General features: G+C 34.8%; 1 pseudogene. It reads right to left on the minus strand.

Annotation, left to right across the window (positions count from 1 at the left end):
- Positions 1-206 (minus strand): annotated as a pseudogene (locus V6255_RS19385) (ABC transporter substrate binding protein); the annotation flags it as partial.
- Positions 207-244: the final 38 nt, after the last annotated feature.

Below are 244 nucleotides of genomic sequence, written 5' to 3' on the forward strand. Positions count from 1 at the left end.
ACAGCACTAATAATAGTGTTATCAATTGGACAATAGATAGCATGTACTTTGCCGACCAATTGTTTTGTTGCAATCATTACGTCAGCAGATTTTGCTGCTGCAGATTCAATAATTTTAATACCCATTTCAGCGGCTGCCACTTTTAACTCAGCAACACTTGAAACAGAGTTTGCTTCACCTGTATTGTAAGTTACGCCTAGCGTTTTTAAATTAGGAACAAATTATTAGATTAATGCTAAATGTT

Source organism: Psychromonas arctica (genome assembly GCF_038155225.1).
Taxonomy (GTDB): Bacteria; Pseudomonadota; Gammaproteobacteria; order Enterobacterales; family Psychromonadaceae; genus Psychromonas; species Psychromonas arctica_B.